At 70.0% G+C, this 14,633-nt stretch carries 11 protein-coding genes; 5 read left to right on the forward strand and 6 right to left on the reverse strand.

Features of this window, described 5'->3' with window-relative positions; all coding sequences use genetic code 11:
* The 6 genes from MET9862_RS13205 to MET9862_RS13230 form a co-directional block, all read right to left on the reverse strand.
* Entirely contained in the window at positions 1-714 is a 714-nt protein-coding gene (locus MET9862_RS13205) for an SURF1 family protein (RefSeq protein WP_142583421.1), read from the reverse strand.
* A 195-nt stretch (positions 715-909) separates the two neighbouring features.
* The gene (cyoD, locus tag MET9862_RS13210) at positions 910-1,293 is read right to left on the reverse strand and encodes a cytochrome o ubiquinol oxidase subunit IV (RefSeq protein WP_142583422.1); all 384 of its coding nucleotides are present in this window, start codon (positions 1,291-1,293) and stop codon (positions 910-912) included.
* Positions 1,290-1,910: a cytochrome o ubiquinol oxidase subunit III gene (gene cyoC, locus MET9862_RS13215; RefSeq protein WP_210248104.1), complete on the reverse strand. Its 621-nt coding sequence runs from the start codon at positions 1,908-1,910 to the stop codon at positions 1,290-1,292. Before cyoC ends, cyoD begins: the two co-directional genes overlap by 4 nt.
* An 8-nt stretch (positions 1,911-1,918) precedes the next feature.
* Positions 1,919-3,937, reverse strand: a complete 2,019-nt coding sequence (cyoB, locus tag MET9862_RS13220; protein ID WP_142583424.1) for a cytochrome o ubiquinol oxidase subunit I — start codon at positions 3,935-3,937, stop codon at positions 1,919-1,921.
* Positions 3,938-3,976: 39 nt separating this feature from the next.
* On the reverse strand, positions 3,977-5,173 hold the full coding sequence (cyoA, locus tag MET9862_RS13225) for a ubiquinol oxidase subunit II (protein ID WP_142583425.1): 1,197 nt from the start codon (positions 5,171-5,173) through the stop codon (positions 3,977-3,979).
* 101 nt (positions 5,174-5,274) lie between these two features.
* Positions 5,275-6,609: an MFS transporter gene (locus tag MET9862_RS13230; RefSeq protein ID WP_142583426.1), complete on the reverse strand. Its 1,335-nt coding sequence runs from the start codon at positions 6,607-6,609 to the stop codon at positions 5,275-5,277.
* Between the two features lie 306 nt (positions 6,610-6,915).
* Between MET9862_RS13230 and MET9862_RS13235 the strand changes: the two genes are divergently transcribed.
* The 5 genes from MET9862_RS13235 to MET9862_RS13255 all read left to right on the forward strand — a co-directional run bounded on the left by MET9862_RS13235 (position 6,916) and on the right by MET9862_RS13255 (position 13,669).
* On the forward strand, positions 6,916-8,247 hold the full coding sequence (locus MET9862_RS13235) for a TAXI family TRAP transporter solute-binding subunit (RefSeq protein ID WP_142583427.1): 1,332 nt from the start codon (positions 6,916-6,918) through the stop codon (positions 8,245-8,247).
* Positions 8,248-8,448: 201 nt separating this feature from the next.
* Positions 8,449-10,080, forward strand: coding sequence for an ABC1 kinase family protein (locus MET9862_RS13240; RefSeq protein ID WP_142583428.1), 1,632 nt, complete (start codon positions 8,449-8,451; stop codon positions 10,078-10,080).
* A gap of 247 nt (positions 10,081-10,327) precedes the next feature.
* Complete coding sequence (locus MET9862_RS13245) at positions 10,328-11,632, forward strand: sensor histidine kinase (RefSeq protein ID WP_244612703.1); 1,305 nt, start codon at positions 10,328-10,330, stop codon at positions 11,630-11,632.
* Between the two features lie 167 nt (positions 11,633-11,799).
* Entirely contained in the window at positions 11,800-12,186 is a 387-nt protein-coding gene (locus MET9862_RS13250; RefSeq protein ID WP_142583429.1) for a response regulator, read from the forward strand.
* A gap of 175 nt (positions 12,187-12,361) precedes the next feature.
* The gene (locus MET9862_RS13255; RefSeq protein WP_142583430.1) at positions 12,362-13,669 is read left to right on the forward strand and encodes an O-acetylhomoserine aminocarboxypropyltransferase/cysteine synthase family protein; all 1,308 of its coding nucleotides are present in this window, start codon (positions 12,362-12,364) and stop codon (positions 13,667-13,669) included.
* Positions 13,670-14,633 lie beyond the last annotated feature (964 nt).

Raw genomic sequence — 14,633 nt, forward strand, 5'->3', positions numbered from 1 at the left:
TCAGGATCCGCGCCGCCGCCACGTGTCGATCGTCAGGTAGAGCGCGCCGCCCGCGACCATCAGGGCGAGGGCGTACCACGTGAGCGCGTAGGTCAGGTGGTCGTTGCGGAAGCGGATCACCGTCAGGCCGCTCACGGGGGCGTCGTCTCCCGAGCGCGCGGCATCGACGAAGTAGGGCGCCACGCCACCGGGCTCGGCCGCGAGGTCGCGCGCCTCCACGATCGCCGCCACGTCGCGCGAGTACCAGCGGTCCGCCGCCGCATCGTTGGCGCGCAGGAAGCCCCCGCCCGGCTCCGTCAGGCGCAGGAGGCCGGTGAGTGCGGTCTCGCCTGCGGGGGGCGGCGGAACCCGGCGCTCCGGCACGAAGCCGCGATTGACCAAGACCGTGAACCCTGCGCGCGTCCGCAGCGGGGTCAGCACCCAGAAGCCCCCGCCCCGCTCCGTCAAGGCCTGGACCAGGGTGTCGCGGCCGGCCAGATAGGTCCCGGTGAGCGCAAGGCGCCGGTAGGCGTCACGCTCGCCGATCTCCGGCCAGGCATCGGGGCCGGGCGGCATGGCGGGCTCGCCATGGGTATTGGCCTCGACGCGGGCGATGAGGTCGAGCTTCCAGGCCCGGCGATGGACCTGCCAAGTCCCGAGCCCGAGGAGCACGGCGACGAGGAGCACCGCCAGCGCGTCGATGACGAGGAGCCGGATGCGGCTGCGCCGGGTCATCGCAGGACCGTCAGCATGGCCGGTTCCCCCGGGCGAGAGCGACGGGATCGATTGGGAGACGGGGCGAGGGTCGCGGCGAGACCGCGGAACCCATCCCCCCGAGCGGGAGCGCCGGACGGCGTAGGCCCGCAGGCCGGATCCGCCGGTTGTTGCCGCAATTCGTCCTCCCCCTCGACGGGGGAGGACGCCTGGGCCTCAGGGGGCGTGGCGCATGTCGTGCGCCGACATGGGCATCATGTTGGTGTTCAGGTGGTGCATCACCCAGAGCGAGCCGGTCAGCGTGATCACCACGAGGGTCACCGTGAAGATCAGCGCCAGGATGGTCCAGCCACCCTCCGACTTCGTGTTCATGTGCAGGAAGTAGATCATGTGGACCACGATCTGCACCGCCGCGAAGGCCATGATCACGATGCCCGTCCAGAGCGCGCTCTCGATCGGGCGCGCCATCACCAGCCAGAACGGGATCGCGGTGAGGATCACCGAGAGCACGAAGCCGGTGACGTAGCCGCCGAGCGAGCCGTGGCTCGCGCCGTCGTGGTGTCCGTGCCCGTCGCCGTGGTGGGCCGTCTCGGCGCTCATTGCAGGACTCCCATCAGGTAGACGAAGGTGAAGACGCCGATCCAGACCACGTCGAGGAAGTGCCAGAACATCGACAGGCACATCAGCCGGCGCTGGTTCTCCGGGATCAGCCCGCGCTGGCCCACCTGCACCATCAGCACCATCAGCCAGACGAGGCCGAGGGTGACGTGCAGACCGTGGGTGCCGACCAGCGTGAAGAACGAGGACAGGAAGGCGGAGCGCTGCGGCCCGGCGCCCTCGTGGATCAGATGGCTGAACTCGTAGAGCTCGATCCCGAGGAAGGCCGCGCCGAAGAGCCCGGTGATCGCCAGCCAGGCCTGCGTCGCCGCCTGCCGGCCCTTGTCCATCGCGATCATGGCGAAGCCATAGGTGATGGACGAGAACAGCAGCATCGCCGTGTTCAGCGCGACGAGCGGCAGGTCGAACAGATCCTTCGGCGACGGCCCGGCCGCATAGTTGCGCCCGAGAACGCCGTAGGTGGCGAACAGGACCGCGAAGATGAGGCAGTCGCTCATCAGGTAGATCCAGAACCCGAGCAGGGTGCTGGTCTCCGGATGATGCTCCTCCTCCAGATGGAAGACCGGCGCGGTGCCGGGGGGCGCGGTGTCCGTGTGCATCATCGAGGTCAGACCCGTCCCGCCAGCACGGCGGTGCGCTCGTTCTCGGCCCGGACGACCGCGTCGGCCGGGATGTAGAAGTCGCGGTTGTAGTTGAAGGTGTGCACGATCGAGACGATGAAGATCGCCGCGAAGGAGAGCGCCGCCAGCCACCAGATGTACCAGATCATGGCAAAGCCGAAGGCGACGCTCAGCCCGCCGAGGATCACACCCGTGCCGGTGTTCTTCGGCATGTGGATCGGCTTGAAGCCGCCGAGCGGGCGGGCGTAGCCGCGGTTCTTCATGTCGTACCAGGCGTCGAGGTCGTGCACGACCGGCGTGAAGGCGAAGTTGTAGTCCGGCGGCGGGGAGGAGGTGGACCATTCGAGGGTCCGGCCGCCCCACGGGTCGCCGGTGGTGTCGCGCAGAGCCTCGCGGTTGCGGATCGAGACGACGATCTGAACGAGCAGAGACAGGATTCCGCACAGGATCAGCACCGCGCCGCAGGCCGCGACGATGAACCAGGGCTGCAGGGTGGGATCATCGAAGTGCTGGGTGCGGCGGGTGACGCCCATGAGCCCCAGCACGTAGAGCGGCATGAAGACGAGGTAGAAGCCGACGAGCCAGCACCAGAAGCTCATCTTGCCCCAGAACGGGTCGAGCTTGAAGCCGAACGCCTTGGGGAACCAGTAGTTCACGCCGGCGAACATGCCGAACAGAACGCCGCCGATGATCACGTTGTGGAAGTGCGCGACCAGGAAGAGCGAGTTGTGCAGCACGAAGTCGGCCGGCGGGACGGCGAGCAGCACGCCGGTCATGCCGCCGATGACGAAGGTCACCATGAAGCCGACCGTCCAGAGCATGGGCAGCTCGAAGCGGATCCGGCCGCGATACATGGTGAACAGCCAGTTGAAGATCTTCGCACCCGTCGGGATCGAGATGATCATCGTCGTGATGCCGAAGAACGAGTTCACGTTGGCGCCCGAGCCCATCGTGAAGAAGTGGTGCAGCCAGACGAGATAGGAGAGGATCGTGATGACGACGGTGGCGTAGACCATCGAGGCGTAGCCGAACAGGCGCTTGCCGCAATAGGTCGAGGTCACCTCGGAGAAGATCCCGAAGGCCGGCAGGATGAGGATGTAGACCTCCGGATGGCCCCAGATCCAGATGAGGTTGAAGTACATCATCGGATTGCCGCCGAGGTCGTTCGTGAAGAAGTGCGTGCCGACGTAGCGGTCGAGCGACAGCAGCACGAGGACGGCGGTCAGGATCGGGAAGGCGGCGACGATCAGCACGTTGGTGCAGAGCGAGGTCCAGACGAAGACTGGCAGCTTCATCATGGTCATGCCGGGCGCGCGCATCTTCACGATGGTGGCGACCAGGTTGATGCCCGAGAGCAGGGTGCCGACGCCGGCGATCTGCAGGCCCCAGATCCAGTAGTCGACCCCGACGCCGGGGCTCATATCCGCGCCCGAGAGCGGCGGGTAGCCGAGCCAGGTGGCGCGCGAGAACTCGCCCACGAACAGCGAGATCATGGTGATGACCGCGCCGGCCACCGTCATCCAGAAGCTGAAATTGTTCAGGAACGGAAACGAGACGTCGCGGGCGCCGATCTGCAGCGGGACGACGTAGTTCATCAGCCCCGTGACGAACGGCATCGCCACGAAGAAGATCATGATCACGCCGTGGGCGGTGAAGATCTGGTCGTAGTGATGCGGCGGCAGGTAGCCCTCGCTCGGCCCGAAGGCGACCGCCTTCTGGGTGATCATCATGATCGCGTCGGCGAAGCCGCGGAGCAGCATCACCAGCGCCAGGATGATGTACATGATGCCGATCTTCTTGTGATCGACGGAGGTCATCCAGTCCCGCCAGAGCGGGCCCCAGAACCGGAAATAGGTGATGGCCCCGAGCACCACGAGGCCGCCGAGCGCCACGACCGAGAAGGTCACGAGCAGGATCGGCTCATGGTAGGGGATGTCGGCCAGGCTGAGACGTCCGAAGACGAGTTTCTGCAGGTCGAGATTCGTGAAGTCGAGGTTCGAGAACATGGATCGGCTCTCCGGCGATGCGTCGGCTGACCGCCGGCCTCAGTTGTTGCTGCGCTGCGCGGGTGCCAGCGAGTCGTTGGGCCCCGGCTTGGACTGCTCGTGATGGTCGTGGCCGCCATGGCCGGAGGCCGGCGGCGTGTCGCCCGGCCGCGGTTCGGAGCGCGGCGCCCGGCCCGTGGCCGGTGTGGTGGCGCCGGGGGCCTCGTCGCCCTGCTGGATATGCCGGTTGTCGTAGCGCAGGCGCTCGCGGTTCTCGTGGCTGTGCACGCCCGCGCCGCCGGCCGCGTCGATCTTCATCATCTCGCTCATGCACATCTTGCCGGGCAAGGCGCACATGTTGACGATCCGGCTGAAGAGCCCGTCCGCCGCGGAGGCGTAGTAGCGCACGGGCTCGCGCTCGCTCGGCTTCTCCAGGTCCAGATAGGCCTCGCGGCTGAGATCCTTGCCCTCGGCCTTCACCTTGGCGACCCAGGCCTCGAAGCCGCCCTGGTCCAGGCCGTGGAACTTGAACGTCATGCGCGAGAAGCCGCTGCCGCTGTACTGCGCCGACAGCCCCTCGTAGACGCCCGCCTTGTTGATCACCGCGTGGAGCTTCATCTCCATGCCGGGCATCGCGTAGACCATGCCGGCGAGTGCCGGGACGTAGAAGGTGTTCATCACCGAGGACGCGGTGATCTTGAAGTTGATCGGCCGGTCGACCGGGGCGGCGAGCTCGTTCACCGTGGCGATCCCGTATTCGGGATAGAAGAACAGCCACTTCCAGTCGAGCGCTACGGCCTGGACCTCGAGCGGCTTGGTCTCGGCCGACACCGGCTGGCCGGGCGCGATCCGCGAGAGCGGGCGGTAGGGGTCGAGGGTGTGCGTGCTGATCCAGGTCAGCGCGCCCAGCGCGATGATGATCACCAGCGGAACCGACCAGATCACCACCTCGAGCTGGGTCGAGTGATGCCAGTCGGGATCGTAGACCGCGGCCTTGTTCGACGACCGGTAGTGCCAGGCGAAGATCAGCGTCAGGATGATCACCGGCACGATGATCAGGAGCATCAGGCCCGTGGAGGCGATCACGAGGTTGCGCTGCTGCATCGCCACGTCGCCGGAGGGGCTCATGACTACCAGGTTGCAGCCGGCGAGCAGGCCGGTGAGCGGCAGGACGAGGGCGGCCCGGAGCAGGCCTGCGCGGGCGGCGAGGCGCTGCGCGCGCGCCCTGAGAGCGGATGTAGCCGCGGCGATCGACATCGAGTCCCCGATGATCCCTCCCGGCCGCGCGGTGCGGCGGGACGATATGGAAGGCGCGGCCGGCAGCCGCGCCGCGTGAGCGTCGTTCAGGCGAGGCCCGGCTACATCTGCCGGATCTCGGAGCGGTTGAGGGCGAGCGCCAGGATCGTGGCGACCGCGCCCGACAGCAGGTAGAGGCCGACGCAGGCCAGCCCGAACTTGGCCGAGAGGCCGAGCGCCACGAGGGGCGCGAAGCCGGCGCCGAGCAGCCAGGCGAGATCCGAGGTGAGCGCCGCGCCGGTGTAGCGGTAGCGCGACCCGAACCGCGACGAGATGGCGCCCGAGGACTGGCCGTAGGCGAGGCCGAGCAGCGAGAAGCCCGCCAGCACGTAGACCGTCTGGCCGATCACGTTCTCCTCGATGACGAGGGGCGCGATGGTGCTGGCCACCGCGAAGGCCGCGATCAGGCCCGCCGAGACGAGCAGGTGCATGCGCCGCCCGATCTGATCGGCCATCAGCCCGGAGAACACGATCGCCCCCGCGAACAGGATGGCGCCGCCGAACTGCACGAGCAGGAACTCGCCCGCCGAGCGCTGCGTGAACAGGGTGATCCAGGAGATCGGGAAGATCGTGACGAGGTGGAACAGGGCGAAGCTCGCCAGCGGCACCAGCGCGCCGACGATCACGTCGTCGCCGTGGGCCTTGAGCAGGCTGAAGAAGGTCGTCGGCTCGAGCCGCCCCTTCTCGATCAGGCTCTCGAACTCGTCGGTGGCCACGAGCCGGAGCCGGGCGAACAGGGCCACCACGTTGATGGTGAAGGCGCAGAAGAACGGGTAGCGCCAGCCCCAGTCGATGAAGTCGGCGTGGTCGAGGTTCATCACGAAGAAGGCGAAGAGCAGGCTCGCCAGCATGAAGCCGACGGGGGCGCCGAGCTGCGGCATCATCGCGTACCAGCCGCGCCGCTCCACCGGCGCGTTGAGGGCGAGCAGCGAGGCGAGCCCGTCCCAGGCGCCGCCCAGCGCCAGTCCCTGCCCGATCCGTAGCGCCGCGAGCAGCCAGATCGCCGAGACGCCGATCGTGTCGTAGCCCGGCAGGAAGCTGATCAGCATGGTCGAGCCGCCGAGCAGGAACAAGGCGATGGTCAGCTTGACCCCGCGGCCGTGGCGCCGGTCGACCGCCATGAAGATCACCGAGCCGATCGGCCGGGCGATGAAGGCGAGGGAGAACACGACGAAGGAATAGAGCGTCGCCTTCAGCGGGTCGGCGAACGGGAAGAACACCTTCGGGAACACCAGCACCGAGGCGATGCCGTACACGAAGAAGTCGAAATACTCGGCCGCCCGCCCGATGACGACGCCGATCGCGATCTCGCCCGGCGCGACCTTGTGGTCGGTCATGGCGAGGCGCGCGTCGCGCTCGAGGGGGGCGGAGTTCGCCATGGCGTGGTCCGGTGTCATCTGAATGCCAACCCCGCGCGAAACGGTCACGACCGTCCTGGCGGGCGCGCCGTACCTACCGCATGGCGTGGCCCGCGCAAGGATCCCGGCCCCGCGCCGCGCGGGACCCAGGCATGCCGGCCGCGGCGGCCAGGGCAGGGCTCGCACGACCCTGCCGACCGGCCGGGACGAAGGATGAACAGACGATAAATAACCCCTGCGCCGCTGGAAAGTCTCGCATTGTCGCGGGCGCTCCATAGATCGGCGCGGGTGTCAGCGCGGCCGTTCGCACGCGCGTTCCCCATGTGGCCGGGAGGGAGGCGGGGTATGCGAAGGCTCAGGTTCCGGCGGGAGGGGGCCTTCCTCGCTGCGGCGATCCTGCTCGCGGCGGCGGCGGGGACGGTGCTCTGGCTGTCGCGGGCGACGACGCTGACCGTCGCGGTGGCGCCCGCCGGCGGCACCGAGCCGGCGGTGCTGCGCGCCATCGCGGCGCGGCTATCCGAGCGCCGCCGCTCGGTCCGGCTCGACCTCCGGCCCTTCCCCGGCGTGCGCGAGAGCGCCGAGGCGCTGCAGGCGGGCACGGTCGACCTCGCCGTGGTCCGTCCGGACATCCTCACCCCCGACAAGGGGCTGACCCTCGCGGTGCTGCGCGAGCAGGTCCTCCTCGTGGCGGCCCCCGAATCGGCCGGCCTCTCCGGTCTCTCCGACCTCGCCGGGCGCCGGATCGGGGTGCTGGCCGAGCGCGTCTCCGACCGGGCCCTGATCGAGGCCGTGCTCGCCCATTACGGGCTCGCCGCCGCGCCGGGCGCGGACGCCCCGGAGGATGCGGCGACGCTGGCTCCCGTGACCGAGGCCGAACTGACGGCGGCGCTCGCGGCGCGGCGGATCGAGGCGGTGATCCTGCTCACCACCCCGACGACGCCGGCCGCCGCCCGCCTCGTCGGTCTGACCGGGCAGGCCGATCCCGAGGGGAAGGTGCGCCTGTTCGGGGTGCCGGACGGTCCGGCCCTGATCGCGCGGATGCCGCGCCTGCAGGCGGAGAGCGTGCCCGCAGGCCTGTTCGGGGGGCGGCCCCGGATCCCGGAGGAGGAGGTCGCGACCGTCGGCACCGCCTACCGGCTGATGGCCCGCGCCGACCTCTCGCGCAGCACGGCGGCGGAGGTGACGCAGAACCTGTTCGAGATGCGCGGCGCACTGGCCGACGCCCTGCCCGCGGCCGCCGACATCCAGGCGCCCGCCTACGACAGCACGGTGGAGGCCACCGCCGCGCGCTTTCCCATCCATCCCGGAGCGATGGACTATTTCGAGCGCGAGCAGGAAGGTTTCATCGAGCGCTACGAGACCTGGATCTACCTCTTCGCCTTCCTCGGCGGCGGCATCGGCTCGGCGCTGGCCTGGCTGCGCCAGCGGGTGTTCCGGATCCGCCGCGAGCGGGTCGAGACCGCCACCGAGCGGCTCGTCGAGATCCAGGCCGCGGCCCGGGCGGGCGGCGGGCAGGGGCGCCTCGCGGCGCTCGCCGACGAGATCGACGGCCTCGCCGCGGAGATCGCCCGCGAGGCCATCGAGCGGCCGGCGGAGCTGCGGACCCTGACCGCGGCGGCCGTGGCGGTGGACGCTGCCCGCTCGACCGTGCGACGCAAGGCGGGACTGGAGGGATAGGGCGCATCCCGTACGCTCCGCGCGTCGAATCGGGGGGCGGCCCGGCTTCGGGACGGGGCGGGTCGGCCCGGGCCCGGCCGGCTCCCGCCTGCGGATTCGCGCGGATGTGGCGTTGCCCGGCGTCGATCCGACCTCAAAAAAGTCCCGATGCTCGTGCTGTGCGGGCAGCGGCCCCTCGTCCGGACGGAAGCGCCCCGTTTCATGCTGAAGACCGCCTTCGTTGCCGCCCGCGACCGCCAGCGCCTCTCGGAGATCGCCACGATCCTGATCGGCTTCGGCGTCAACCGGGTCGTGGACCGGCTCGGCCTGCGCTACTTGCCGCTGCTGCCGCGCCGGAAGCCCCGGGTCGACGTGACGCGCCTGTCCGAGCCGGAGCGCCTGCGCCGGGCCATCGAGGCGCTGGGGCCGACCTTCATCAAGTTCGGCCAGGTTCTGGCGAGCCGTCCCGACCTGCTCTCGCCGGCCTGGACGGAGGAACTGGAGAAGCTGCACAGCCAGGTCTCCCCCGTGCCCTGGGAGACCATCCGGCCGCAACTCGAGGAGGATCTCGGCGCCAGCCCGCACGAGGTCTTCGCGGCGTTCGACACCAACCCGATCGCCTCCGCCTCGATCGCCCAGGTCTACAAGGCGCGGCTGCACACGGGCGAGGCGGTCATCGTCAAGGTGCTGCGGCCCAACCTGCGCAAGATCATCGAGGCGGACCTGCGCCTGATGGCGCACGGCGCCCGCATCGTCGAGACCGAGTGGCCGGACATGGCCCGCTACCAGCCGCGCGAGCAGATGCGCCATCTCGCGGAAGGGCTGAACGGCGAGCTCGACCTCCTGAACGAGGCGCGCAACTGCGAGGTGCTCGCCCAGATCTTCGAGGGCCGGGACGACATCGTCTTCCCGAAGATCTACTGGGAGTGGTGCTCCGAGCGGGTGCTGGTGCAGGAGTTCATCGAAGGCATCCCGCCCAACGACGAGGCGCGCCTGCGCGAGGCCGGCGTCGACAAGAAGCTGCTCGCCCAGAAGGGCACCGACGCCTTCCTGCAGATGGCCCTCATCGAGGGCGTGTTCCACGCCGATCCGCATCCCGGCAACATGCTGGCGCTGCCGGGCAACCGGATCGGCTTCATCGATTTCGGCATCATCGGGCGTCTCTCGCGGCGGCGGCGTAACCAGCTCCTCGTGCTGATCGGCGCCATGCTGAAGCAGGACGCGGACGGGCTGATGGCCGTGCTCCTCGACTGGACCGGGGCGAGCAACCCGGACATGACCAAGCTCCAGATGTCCGCCCAGGCCTTCGTCGAGAGCCATTCCTCGATCCCGCTGAACCTCGGGCTGGTGCTCACCGACTTCATGACCATGGCCCGCGAGAACGACCTCGCGATGCCGACCGACCTCGCGATCCTGTTCAAGGGCCTCGTCACCGCCGACGGCGTGATGCGCCACCTCGACCCGAACTTCGACCTGTTCGCCGCCGCCGGCCCCACCGTGCGCGCGAGCATGCAGACGCAGTTCTCGCTCTCGGGACTGAAGGCGAAAGCCGAGGCGCTCGGCGTCGGCCTCTACGGCGCGGCCTCGGAGCTGCCGACCCTCATCCACCTGATGCTGGTGCGGCTCAAGCAGGGCAAGGTCACCGTCGAGATCGAGATCAAGGGCCTCGACAAGATCACCCGCGGCATCGAGCGGGCCGCCGCGCGGGTCGCGGTCGCCCTCGTCGTCGCGGCCTTCGCGACCCAGCTCGCCCCGCGCCTGATCGATCTCGGCACGCCGGTCTTCGTGACGATCGGGCTGATCGTCTTCATCCTGGGCGTCGGCTGGCTGGTCCTTCTCGGAAGAAACAAGTGAACCGCCCCGCGGCGACGCGACAGTCAAGGTTTCCGTGTCAGGGAAATCAGTGACGCCCGATGCAGGATGCTTGTGCGGCCCGCGCGCCGTGCTAGCTTGAGCGTACCCTACGAATCGCGGGACCGCGGTCGGGGCGCATGATCAGAAGTGGCTGAAGCCGCCGGGCTGCGCCCGTGCCAGGAATCCCTGCCGCCGCCCTCGCGCGCTCGTCGGGTCGGGCGCCGATGCGTCCGCACGGTTGCGGGCCATGAGCGGCGCCGCGGGGGCGGCGATGGACACGATCACGCTTGAGGGGGGGCCTCCGGCCGATGAGAGCGGCGCCGCGCGGCGCCTCGCCTCGCTGGAGACCGAGAACCGGCATCTGCGGGCGCTGCTGATCCAGGCGCACCGCCAGGCCGATGCCGAGCTCCTGCGCAACGCGCGGCTCGGCCGGATCGTGGCCTCCGAGCGCGATGCGAGCCGCGCCGAGACGGACCGGATCCGCGCCGAATCCGAGGCGCTCGACGCGAAGCGCCGGAGCGATCTCGCCGACCGGACTGCCCGTCTCGCCGATGCCGAGGAGCTGAACCTTCAGCTGCGCGCCAGCGAGGAGTTCAACCGCCGCATCCTCTGGACCAGCATCGATTGCGTGAAGGTGCTCGCCCTCGACGGGCGCATGATCCCCGTCAGCGCGAACGGCCCCGCCATGTTCGGGGTGGCGAACCACGCCGCGCTGATCGGCCAGCCCTGGGCCGGCTTCTGGTCGGTGCCCGAGAGCCGGGCGGCGGTGGAGGCGGCCCTCGACGCCGCCCGGGCCGGGCGCCCGCGCCGCTTCCAGGCGCGGCTGGAGCGCGGCGGCGCCGGGACCTGGTGGGACATCGCGGTGACGCCGATCGACGGGGCCGACGGGCGGCCCGAGCGGATCCTGGCCGTGTCCCGCGACATCACCGAGCTGAAGCAGAACGAGGACCGCCAGACCCTGCTGATGCAGGAACTCGCCCACCGGGTGAAGAACACCCTGGCCATGGTCCAGGCGATCAGCGCGCAGACCCTGCGCAACGCCGATTCCCTCGCCGCCGCCGGCGAGGCGCTCGGCGCGCGGCTCTTCGCCCTGGCCCGTGCCCACGAGGTGCTGCTGCAGGGCTCCTGGTCGAGCGTCGCGCTCGCCGACCTCGTCGGCACGGCGGTGGCGCTTCACGGCGGCGGCGAGTCCGGCCGCTTCACGGTGTCCGGGCCCGACCTGACGCTCGCCGCCCGCCCCGGCCTGACGCTCTCCCTGATGCTGCACGAGCTCGGCACCAACGCGGCGAAGTACGGCGCCCTCTCGACCCCCGCCGGCCGCGTGGCGATCGCCTGGGAGGTCGCTGGGCCGGAGGAGGCGCGCCTGTTCCGCTTCCGCTGGGAGGAGAGCGGCGGCCCGCCGGTGTCGCCGCCCGCGCGCTCCGGCTTCGGCTCGCGGCTGATCCAGCGCAGCATCGCCTACGGGGTCGGCGGCTCGGCGCATCTCGCCTATCCCGCGACCGGCGTCCTCCTGACCCTCGAGGCGCCGCTGGCCGGCCTCGTGGCGGGCTGAGGGAGCCCGGGGCCGCGGGCGCGCGGCTCCGCTCCCTGGCGCCCGCCCCGGCGCCCTTGGTGCCCACTTGGACCGCCCCGCGGCCCGGTAGCCGTCGCGCCTTGACGGGGGCGGGCACGGGGAATAGGCCCGCCCTCGCCGGTTCGAGAGAACGCCCGCGGATCCTGATGCCCGAAACCCCTCCCGAGCAACCCGTCGTTCTCCTCGTGGAAGATGACGGTCTCCTGCTGATGGAGGCCTCCGACACCCTGTCCGATGCGGGCTTCACGGTCCTGGAGGCGCCGCATGCGGACAAGGCCTTGAAGGTGCTGGAGAACCGCGACGATGTCGGCATCCTGATGACCGACGTCGACATGCCCCAGGGCTCCATGGACGGCTTCGCCCTCGCCCGCCTCGTGGCCGATCGCTGGCCTGCGATCCCGGTCCTCATCGTCTCCGGCATGGGCACGCCGGGTCCGAACGACATGCCGGACGGTGCCCGCTTCATCCCGAAGCCCTACGAGCCGACCACCCTGGTGCGCACCCTGCGCGCCTTCGCCCGCCGCGCCGCCTGAGCGCGGAGAAGCCCTCTCGGCACCCCCTCGGCAGCCGCCCGGACCAGGATCCCGAGCCCGGCGCGGAGCGGGCTTTGCCGCGGCCCCCTTGCGCGGGCCCGCGCAAAGTGGGACCCCCGGACGCGATCCTGCGGCGGGCGCGGTCCGCGCGCTCCCGAACCGAAATGCAGATCTGATGACGGACGCCAAGGCAGACTCCGGTAGGAACTTCCGCTTCGCCACGCGGGCGATCCATGCGGGCGCGAGCCCCGACCCCGCCACCGGCGCCCGGGCGCAGCCGATCTATTTCACGAACGGCTTCGTCTTCGAGTCGACGGAGCAGGCCGCCGACATCTTCGCGATGCGGCGCACCGGCTTCTCCTATTCGCGCGGCTCGAACCCGACGGTCGCGGCCCTGGAACGGCGGGTCGCCGATCTCGAGGGCGCCAAGGCCGCGGTCGCCGTCTCCTCCGGCCAGTCGGCACTGCTCCTCGTGCTGATGACGCTGCTGCGCTCCGGCGAGGCCTACGTCGCCTCGCCGCGCCTGTTCGGCGGCTCGCTCGGCCTGATGCGCCGCCTCGACGGGCGCTACGACCTGCATCCCCAGTTCGCCGCGGGCCTGACGCCCGAGGATTTCGAGGCGGCGATCACGCCGCAGACCCGGGCGATCGTCTGCGAGTCGATCGTCAACCCTTGCGCCGCCGTGATGGACCTCGCGGGCATCGCCGCGGTGGCCAGGCGCCACGGCCTGCCCCTCGTCGTCGACAACACCCTCGCCTCCCCGGCCCTGATCCGGCCGATCGAGCACGGGGCCGACATCGTGTTCCACTCGACCTCGAAGTTCCTCGGGGGCTCCGGCCAGACCATCGGCGGCGTGATCTGCGATGCCGGCCGTTTCGACTGGGCGCAGCGCGACGACCGCTACGACCTGATCAACGCGCCCTGGCCCGACTACGAGGGGCTGGTGGTGCGCGAGCGCTTCCCCGACATGCCCTTCGCGGTGGCCTGCCGCCTGTTCGGCCTGCGCGATCTCGGCCCCGGCCTCTCGCCGATGAACGCCTTCCTGACGCTCACCGGCATCGAGACGCTGCCGCTGCGCATGGCCCGCCACTGCGCCAATGCGCGGGCGGTCGCGGCCTATCTGAAGGACCATCCGCAGGTCGCCTGGGTCAGCTATCCGGGCCTGCCCGGCCAGGAGGGCGCGGCGCTCGCCGACCGCTACGTGCCGCAGGGGCCCGGCTCGATCTTCACCTTCGCGTTGAAGGGCGGCGAGCCGGCCGCGATCCGGTTCATCATGGGCCTGGATCTGATCTCGCACCTCGTGAATATCGGCGAGATCAAGTCGCTGGCGATCCACCCGGCCTCGACCACGCACCGTCAGCTCCGCCCCGAGGAGCGCGCCGCCGCCCGCGTCGGTCCCGAGACGGTGCGTCTCTCGATCGGCCTGGAGACTGTCGAGGACCTGATCGCCGATATCGCGCAGGCCCTCGCCAAGCTCGATTGATCCGGGCTCCGCTCGATCGAAGCGGAAACCGGATCGGCAAGCCGACGGGGCGCTCGAGCGACGGCGACATCCGCCATCCCGAAGGGATCAGGCGGCTCACGGACAGGATCGGGTACGACCCGGTCTCCTGCTCGTAGCCGACGGGCGAGCGGTAGCCGAGCGGCGGCGCAGCGGGCTGTAGAAGCCGTCGATATCGCTGAGGACCGCCATCCGTGCCTCCGCCTGTGCGCGGAAGCGGCCGAGCTGTGCCTGTAGCCTGCGGTTGTGAGGCCGGTTCGGCAGTCCAGCGCGGTGATGCGCGCAGCGGCTTCGCCGACGGCCTTCGATCGGTCCGGGACGGTGCGGCCTGTCGCAGTCCGGTGCGGAGCCATGAGCCCTGCTGAAGATCCGCTCGGCCCAGGGAGGGCCGGGCAGCCTGCTGGCTGCTCTGCGCGACGGGTCGCGAATCCGTGTGCGATGCATGCTTGCGGGTCGCGCGCCCGCGCCAAGCGCGAGCGCGCTCAATAACGAGGCCCTGCCTGCCGCAATAGAGGGCGGCCCCCGACGACGTTCGGATCGCGGCGGGTCACAAACCGTCGCGTCAGCGCCGATGTCCCGGCCGATCAGGCCCGAAGCTGCACTATTTCGGGTCCTCTGAGCACCGCGTGTTGCAATCTGGCAACGATCGTCGCGCACGCCCCGTTTGGCGCAGATTTCATCTGTCGCTTCAAGGAATCATCGCCTAGCCTGAAATCACCACGAAGGCATTTAAACTTCAACGTGCATCGTGGAAGATTATCGATTTTTGGTAGAGCCGGGAAGATCTATCGAAGATCGATAAAGACAGCAGCGTGTCGAGCCAGCGGCCGGCTGTCGATTTTCTGGATCTCGAAGCTTTTGGAGATATCGATGAAGCTCTTGAAGAGCTCCCTTCTCGGATCGGCTGCGGCCTTCGCCGCCGTCGCCGCCGCCCAGGCCGCCGACC

This window comes from Methylobacterium symbioticum (assembly GCF_902141845.1).
GTDB lineage: Bacteria > Pseudomonadota > Alphaproteobacteria > Rhizobiales > Beijerinckiaceae > Methylobacterium > Methylobacterium symbioticum.

Coding starts and splice junctions, on each gene's coding strand:
- cyoC (WP_210248104.1), bottom strand. CDS start 1,910: ATGCACACGGACACCGCGCCCCCCGGCACCGCGCCGGTCTTCCATCTG.
- MET9862_RS13240 (WP_142583428.1), top strand. CDS start 8,449: ATGCTGAAGACCGCCTTCGTTGCCGCCCGCGACCGCCAGCGCCTCTCG.
- MET9862_RS13230 (WP_142583426.1), bottom strand. CDS start 6,609: ATGACACCGGACCACGCCATGGCGAACTCCGCCCCCCTCGAGCGCGAC.
- cyoB (WP_142583424.1), bottom strand. CDS start 3,937: ATGTTCTCGAACCTCGACTTCACGAATCTCGACCTGCAGAAACTCGTC.
- MET9862_RS13255 (WP_142583430.1), top strand. CDS start 12,362: ATGACGGACGCCAAGGCAGACTCCGGTAGGAACTTCCGCTTCGCCACG.
- cyoD (WP_142583422.1), bottom strand. CDS start 1,293: ATGAGCGCCGAGACGGCCCACCACGGCGACGGGCACGGACACCACGAC.
- cyoA (WP_142583425.1), bottom strand. CDS start 5,173: ATGTCGATCGCCGCGGCTACATCCGCTCTCAGGGCGCGCGCGCAGCGC.
- MET9862_RS13245 (WP_244612703.1), top strand. CDS start 10,328: ATGAGCGGCGCCGCGGGGGCGGCGATGGACACGATCACGCTTGAGGGG.
- MET9862_RS13235 (WP_142583427.1), top strand. CDS start 6,916: ATGCGAAGGCTCAGGTTCCGGCGGGAGGGGGCCTTCCTCGCTGCGGCG.
- MET9862_RS13250 (WP_142583429.1), top strand. CDS start 11,800: ATGCCCGAAACCCCTCCCGAGCAACCCGTCGTTCTCCTCGTGGAAGAT.
- MET9862_RS13205 (WP_142583421.1), bottom strand. CDS start 714: ATGACCCGGCGCAGCCGCATCCGGCTCCTCGTCATCGACGCGCTGGCG.